This window comes from Bacillus nitratireducens, assembly GCF_001884135.1.
GTDB classification, from domain to species: Bacteria; Bacillota; Bacilli; order Bacillales; family Bacillaceae_G; genus Bacillus_A; species Bacillus_A nitratireducens.
In genome coordinates this window covers 40,433-47,680 of the sequence record NZ_MAOC01000062.1, presented here as the reverse complement: position 1 = coordinate 47,680, position 7,248 = coordinate 40,433, and the positions used below count along the sequence as shown (strand labels likewise).

The following is a 7,248-nucleotide window of genomic DNA, read 5'->3' as shown; positions in this document are numbered from 1 at the left end:
GCACTCGTCGAGCAGGATCATTGCCGCCGCAATCGTAAGCGGCTTGGACGTCGAGGCCATACGAAAGATCGTGTCCCGGCGCATCAGCGCACCACCATCATGACGCATCGTGCCGAGCGCTTCGACGTGCGTCTCACCGTTCCGACCGACTAAGGCGACGACCCCAGGAATCTTCCCGGAATCGACATATCGTACCAGTACTTTGCGTATTTTGTGCAGTCCTGTTTCGGAAAAGCCTTTGATACTTTGTACCATCATGAATCCCTCCTTTTCCCCCATTTTTTGATGAACGAAAACCTTCTGTTGTAATCTGTTTCATCTGGTTTCCCTCTTTTTACTTTTTTGTCAGCCCTATTGTTTTAAAACTACAAATTCTATTTTGTTATTCATGTCTTATCCGCCCTATCGGAAGACGACCAGGGCGAAAATACTGCCCTTTTTTTGGAATAACTTTAGCTTTCTAGATGCCCTATCTAAATCCCTTCTCTTTTCTAGAATAGAGCCCGATTGCGTAACAAAAATAAAAGAGTTCTCTTCAGCTTTTCTGAGTACTCAATAAAATAGATAAATTACAAAGTTTATTACAAATGACCGAAAAAGAATCAATCCTTGCCATACTTCTAGTGGAGCTCCCCTAATCGAATGATAAATACGCCGACGTAATGGTACTCTTGTTTCTTATCTATTTAAATGTGATTTTATTCTGAATGCAGGAAGCACGTGTTTCTCTCTTACACAAAAAATGGAAATCGCAGCAAAAAAGCCGACACCCCCTTAAATAAAGGGCACGATGTCGACTTTAAACTTAACGGCCAAATTCTTTATTGAAAATTTCATCCCGACCCACCATAACTTCTGGACCTACTGTGTTTATGGAAGTTACTAAAATATGCTCCCCTCCAAGAGAGCCACCAACTCTCGATTCAAACCCAAAAGTACCGCCGGCATGCCCCCAATATGATTGCCCATCCGGTGTCTTTTCTTCATAAATTCCTAGTCCGACTTTACCAATAGGGGAATCTACTGTTGTGAGCATCTGGTCCATCATCTCTTGATTTAGAAGCTTTCCGCCCAACAGCGCACTGAAGAAAGTAGTTAAATCTTTGACAGATGAAACCATATTTCCCGCTGCATTTGCCCATGATTGATTCATTTCTGTCAAATCATACAAATGACCTGATCTGTCCATATTATATCCTGTAGCATGCTCCCCTGGTATATGAGGATTTGCTTCCATTACAAATGTCTCCTTTAGCCCAAGTGGTTCGATGAAGCGTTTTCTGATTTGTTCTGCATATGAATCTCCCGTTACTTTTTGAATAATTTGACCAGCTAGCACCGTATTGGTATTTGAATAGTCCCAGCCCTCTCCTGGTGCAAATACAGGCTGCTTGGCAAGTCCCAATCCGATTAGTTCATCAGCTGTATAGTAACGATATGGATTTTGAGGCAAGGTAATATCTCGCATATTTAAATCTGTATATGATGATATCCCACTTGTATGATTTAGTAACTGACGAATCGTAATTTTGTTACCGTCATAACCATTACCCTTTACGACCCCCGGTAGCCATTTTTCAACAGAATCATCAAGGTTTAATTGTTTCTCCTCAGCCAACTGTAGTATAACTGAAGCTGTGAACGTCTTCGTGATGCTTCCGATACGAAATGAAAAGTTCGGTTCCACTGCGCGTGGTACCTCGTAACTCGCTATCCCTGTAGCATAAGACCAGTGCTTGCCGTCTTTTAATCCACCTGCTATGACACTTGGGATTTTTTTATTAGTTACTACCTGATCGATTACGTATTTGACTTCTTCTCGATGGTTCCTTTTCTTTTCTTTATCCGTAAGTCCCTTCTTAATTTTCCCTGTGAATTCTGACACTAAAATATTATTGATATGTTTTTCAGCTCCTAGTACATTGATGTTTATTGAAATGACATGTTGACCATCTTCCGTTCCACCTGCAAAGTTAGTAAATCCGGGAATGCCACCACCATGCCCCCATACTTCGGTACCGTCCGGCAATTTTGTTGCATGTACGCCAAGCCCATACTTTCCTAATGGTGAATCAGCTGTACTAGTCATCATTTCCTTTTTCATCTCTGGTGTCAACAGCTTTCCACCTAATAATGCGCGGAAAAACGTCGTCAAGTCTTCTCCTGTCGAGATCATTTCACCGCCTGCATTAGCAAATGAAGGATTAAGCACTGTAATATCTACTAATTTATCACCCGTATTCAAGTAGCCTCGAGCATTTTTTTTCGGGATATCCATCGAGCTTCCAGGAAGGACTGTATCTTTAAGTCCGAGTGGCTCTATAATTCGTTTCTTAATCTGTTCGGCATATGTCTCCCCAGTAACCTTCTGGATAATAAGCCCCACAATAACTGTATTTGTGCTCGAGTATGCCCACCCCTTTACTGGCTCTAATTCCAAAGCGCGAGCAATTAACTGCTCAGGTGTATAATTTCCACTTGGATTTTCAAGTAATTTATTCTTAAGCTCTGGAGTCAAGAAGTCCGGAATTCCGCTCGTGTGATTTAATAATTGTCGGATTGTAATTTTGTTTCCATCATATCCGTTCTCCTTTAAGAGTCCCGGCATCCATTTCTCTACCGTATCATCGAGACTTAGCTTCTTCTCTTCAACAAGCTGTAATATAACTGTCGCGACAAACGTCTTCGTTGTACTTCCGATCCTGAAGGCAGAGTCAGCATCCACCTTATGATTTCTCTCAATGTTTGCTTCACCAGAAGCATATGACCAATTTACATCTCCATTTTTCACGGCAACAATAACACCTGGAATATTATCAGTATTAGCCGCTTTATCAACGGCCTGTTGGGTGAAAGTCTTTTTATACACTGCGTTTACATTTCCATTAGTAGGTAATACTAACGTTCCAGCCAGTATAGTCGCTGTTAAAGCAATTGTTGTTCCTTTTTTAGTGATGAATGACTTCATAGCACATCTCTCCTATTATTTTAAAATTTTCTGTTGCTTCACTCCCTCACCTTAACTTCAAATTTGTTAAATAACATAGTGATAAAACAACTAAATGTTTCATGACACCATGCGTAAATATGTCATATAAATCGTATGATAATCTGTCACCTATATCATGTGACAGATTTAACAGCTATTCTCTGACTTTCCTTCCTCTTTTTATTGACGTATTTAAAGTTATGTTACATGATAAATCTGAATCCTTAGTAAATTAACCTCAAAATAATATAAGTAGGTGTGCATAATCTATGTTCTCAGTAATAAAAAAATGGTTTTGGTATGATTGGATATTTGTAACCGTTCGAACATTTTGGCTGTTCGTAATTATAAGTGCTGATTTTATATATCCATCATTAATCAATGCGTCATTTTGGATTGTACTTTCTCTTGCTATAGTTGTTTACCTTGCTCCATTAATCGTCCGATATAAGAAAGAAGATTGGTATCCTGCAGTCGATGTCACGGCAGCAGGCTTATTTTATCTTTATTTAGCTTATGTAGCACCGGGATTGCTCTGGTCTTTCGTTTTACTCGTAATGATTATTGGTTTAGCAAACATTCATAAAAACTATGTGTGGACAGGTATCCTCTGTGGAATTGTATTCCCAGCATTAAACAGTTGGATCGCTAATCAGCTCCCATATGAGTCTATCTTTAGCTGCAGCCTTGGTTTTCTCATTGGGATGGCATTTAATATTTTAATTCAGTATCATAAGCAAGCCCAAATTATACAAGAGCAGAAGCTGCTACTAGAGCAACATATTAAGCGGATTGAGGAACTTACGCTAATAGAAGAACGCAACCGACTGTCACATGAGCTGCATGACACAATCGGCCATACTCTTACCTCCCTCATCGTGGGTGTCGAATCACTGCGAACCTCAGTGCCAGATTCGCAGTTTGAGAGGATTGATTCACTCGTCGGTATTGCCCAAAACAGTCTGGATGATATTCGAAAACATCTTCATCAGCTCTCGCATAATCCATTACATCATTTGTTAAGTGAATCATTGGGAGAATTAACCGAGGAATTTATGAGATCGACAGGTACAACGATTACATTCCGTGTGATTGGCAATGAAACCCTAGTAATACAAAAAATAAACTTTTGCCTATACCGTTGTCTTCAAGAGTCACTTACAAACGCGGTTCGACACGGCAAGGCGAGCTCGATAGCCGTTCAACTCCACTTTGATAGGAAACAGCTTCGGTTACAGATTGAAGATAACGGCATCGGAATGAAAGAAATTCAATTTGGATTTGGTCTCAATGGTATAAAGGAACGGCTTGAATACTATCACGGCACATTGTCAGTCCATTCTGAAGCTGAGCAAGGAACATTTATCATATGTAATATTCCGTTGCAGACAGAGCCTACACATGATAAAATCCGCCTGTTAATCGTTGATGATCAGGCACTTATTACCGACAGTTTGGAGCAATTTGTAGATCAGCATGCAGATTTTACCATCGTCGGTAAGGCAAATAACGGGCGCGAAGCATTAGAATATTGTGAGCAGTTCCCTCCTGATATCGTACTAATGGATATTCGCATGCCGGGAATGGACGGACTTGAGGCTTTAGTTGAGATGAAACAGAGCTGGCCTGATATTAGGATTGTGCTCATGACAACGTTTGAGGATTCCTTGCAGGCAGCAACTGCATTGGAGCATGGAGCGGAAGGCTACGTGCTAAAGTCAATTCATCCACGTGAAATGATAGAGATTTTGAAACTTATTTATAATGGAGGAACCTGGATTAATCAATCTGTCGCTACACGAGTCTTCGAAGAAATGAAGCGTCAACGCGAGCAACTGGAAAAGGTCAGCTCAAGTAAGGAAAACTACCCGTATGGACTTACGAAACGCGAGATGGAAATTTTGGGACATCTGTCGTACGGGCTTCGCTACAAAACAATTGCTTCTAAGCTGTTTTTATCGGAGGGAACGATACGCAATTACTGCTCGAATCTTTACTCGAAGCTCGGCGTCAACAATCGCGAAGAAGCAATCAAAATGGCGCGAACAAAGAATATATTATAGAAGCTGTAGGATTTTCCAATGGTACTCAAGTTGTATATTCTTTTGATATATTTACGCCTGCTCCGCCAATTAATGAGCCTATCTTCCCGAAAAAAAAACTTATGGAAGTTCGGATGGAAGACGATAATATTTCATTAAGCAGTACAAATCCCCTTACATTATCTGTAAGGGGATTTGTACGATAGCTATTAGTAATTGGAGTGTTATTGTATGCAAACCATGAATATTTACCTTTATGTTTTTAATACAATGTCAGACTAGGAATATGGATATTAAAATGCTGATTGAAACTCGGGAAGAGATTAAATACTTACTTTCACATATGAAATCAGGCTCGATACTCCCGCATGTAGAATGTATTTATTTTAAAAATAATGTAAAGCCATTAACTTTTCACGCAGATTATGAATGTAAACAAAAATTAGTTAAAATAGCTCCAGACGCTTATATGAGGCAAGAAGAACTTTTATTGATGTAGTTGAGATGGACTCACTTTTTGAATTTGAACAAGTATATCAAACGATTTACCTAATGATATATCAACAGTTTTTGGTATTTCTGGGCCTTCGGTAGTTATTCCAGGGAAAATTGGATGTTGTTCGTTTAACCAGGTTTTTGTCACTCTGTTTGCCTTACGTAAATCAATAAAAAATTGATCATTTTTGACTTGTCCAAAGATATAATTATAACTGTTTGGATCATCTGATTTTAATGTTCCATATGGACCAAATTCGCGGCTACTATTATATACATTATATCGTCCTTCATAAACAGATGTTCCAATAGATACATACCGTTTCCCATAATATTCTGCCAAATGCTGCCCAGCTACTTTAGGGTATATAAAAGGAATCATATTTGTTTTCGAAACGTGTCCATTATGTCCCCATACAATGGTTTTTCCTAAATGTTCTTCTGTCCACTTCGCATTTTCATACATTGCGATATCATGTTTCAAAAATATATCTGATGGTTTATCAGGAGGTGACGCTAACATTGTAGTAAACTGCTCAATAATACAGGCATTTTGTTTTATCCATGCGAACTCTTTGGATTTTCCATTTAGATTACTTTTATTTTGTTCTAATAAAGCACTAATTTGTTTAGCATCTGAAATAAACTTTTCTTTCTTTTCTTTCGTAAGGCCGCCAAAGGTATCCATATCCTTTGTTACAGGAATAAGGCCTTTTATCTTGTCTTCTAAACTAGGCACAAGCTCTGAATTGTTTCTTTTTACATATTCTATTATATTGTTATAAACATTTTCGTTTACTGATTGTATATCCATCCCAATGACACGCACTTTAGATTTATGTTTTGGATCAGCGTTATATTCCTTTATCCAATTAAGTAGATTTAATATTTCTTTCGTGTTAAATTCAGGTGTTAAATGTTGGCTTGGGTTTCCTTTACCAGTAAGAACATATCGATCAAGTTCCAAAGCCCTGTCCCATCCCTCTTCTAATACTAAGTTGATAAAACCCTTTTCAGATACTAAATAATTAACAATGCGGTGTTTCATTGTAAAAACCTCATGAGCCCCATGCGTAGCTTCACCTAAACCTACGATTGAAGCTGATCCTACCATATCCTTAAGTGGTTTCAAATCATTAAGAGGTGCAGTTGGACTAGTTGTTATTAAAGGCTTTGCATGTGCTTCTAACCATTCTACTATTTGATTTGTATTATAAGGAGCTGTAACAGAAACTTCTGTTTTCAAGTCTGCAAAAGTACTTCCTACAAAATTTGTCAGTGATATAGCAAAAGCACCAATTGCAATAATCATTTTCTTTTTCATAAAAACCTCCTAAAATACTTATTTATTAGTTTCTTGACATGCTCTACGAACTTCCATTTAAATCATTAACTCTCTTCTTACTGGTAAGATAAATTTATTCTAGCTCCTAAAACTCACTTATTTCTTAATAGATTCTTAAGAAACCCTTAATTCGCTCATACCAATATAAAAAACCAAATAACCTTCCATAAAAAAATAAAAGAAGCAGGTTATTTGGTTATTCATTTTGCAAGTTTATAAAAATTGCAACGCGACCTCTTGAAAGAAATGAACTGCGTTGCAGTAGGAGTTATATCCACAGCTGTAATTTTACAAGTTGAAATAGCGAATCTTTATAATTTTTGTGTCCGTTAAACTATACTGATGAGATGATCCAAGCTTCCTTCTGATAACTTGGC

The 7,248-nt window shown here is 38.2% G+C and carries 4 protein-coding genes and 1 pseudogene; 2 read left to right on the top strand and 3 right to left on the bottom strand.

The window, feature by feature from the left end; genetic code table 11:
* Together BAU23_RS17815 and BAU23_RS17810 are read right to left on the bottom strand one after the other, a co-directional pair.
* A partial coding sequence (locus BAU23_RS17815) for a serine hydrolase (protein WP_131802509.1) occupies positions 1–255 on the bottom strand: 255 nt, incomplete at its 3' end.
* Between the two features lie 550 nt (positions 256–805).
* Complete coding sequence (locus BAU23_RS17810) at positions 806–2,968, bottom strand: serine hydrolase domain-containing protein (RefSeq protein WP_071734906.1); 2,163 nt, start codon at positions 2,966–2,968, stop codon at positions 806–808.
* Positions 2,969–3,258: 290 nt separating this feature from the next.
* On the opposite strand from BAU23_RS17810, the gene BAU23_RS17805 reads away from it, so the two are divergent.
* Both BAU23_RS17805 and BAU23_RS30660 read left to right on the top strand, forming a co-directional pair.
* Positions 3,259–5,052, top strand: a complete 1,794-nt coding sequence (locus BAU23_RS17805; protein WP_071734905.1) for a hybrid sensor histidine kinase/response regulator transcription factor — start codon at positions 3,259–3,261, stop codon at positions 5,050–5,052.
* Positions 5,053–5,335: 283 nt separating this feature from the next.
* Positions 5,336–5,530: pseudogene (locus BAU23_RS30660) on the top strand (helix-turn-helix domain-containing protein); the annotation flags it as partial.
* Here the strand turns inward: BAU23_RS30660 and BAU23_RS17795 are convergent.
* Complete coding sequence (locus tag BAU23_RS17795; RefSeq protein ID WP_071734904.1) at positions 5,519–6,850, bottom strand: erythromycin esterase family protein; 1,332 nt, start codon at positions 6,848–6,850, stop codon at positions 5,519–5,521. The pseudogene BAU23_RS30660 and the gene BAU23_RS17795 sit on opposite strands and share 12 nt — an antisense overlap.
* Positions 6,851–7,248: the final 398 nt, after the last annotated feature.

Bases quoted from the DNA above. Each gene is read 5' to 3' on its own strand.
- BAU23_RS17810 (WP_071734906.1), bottom strand. From the start codon at position 2,968: ATGAAGTCATTCATCACTAAAAAAGGAACAACAATTGCTTTAACAGCG.
- BAU23_RS17805 (WP_071734905.1), top strand. From the start codon at position 3,259: ATGTTCTCAGTAATAAAAAAATGGTTTTGGTATGATTGGATATTTGTA.
- BAU23_RS17795 (WP_071734904.1), bottom strand. From the start codon at position 6,850: ATGAAAAAGAAAATGATTATTGCAATTGGTGCTTTTGCTATATCACTG.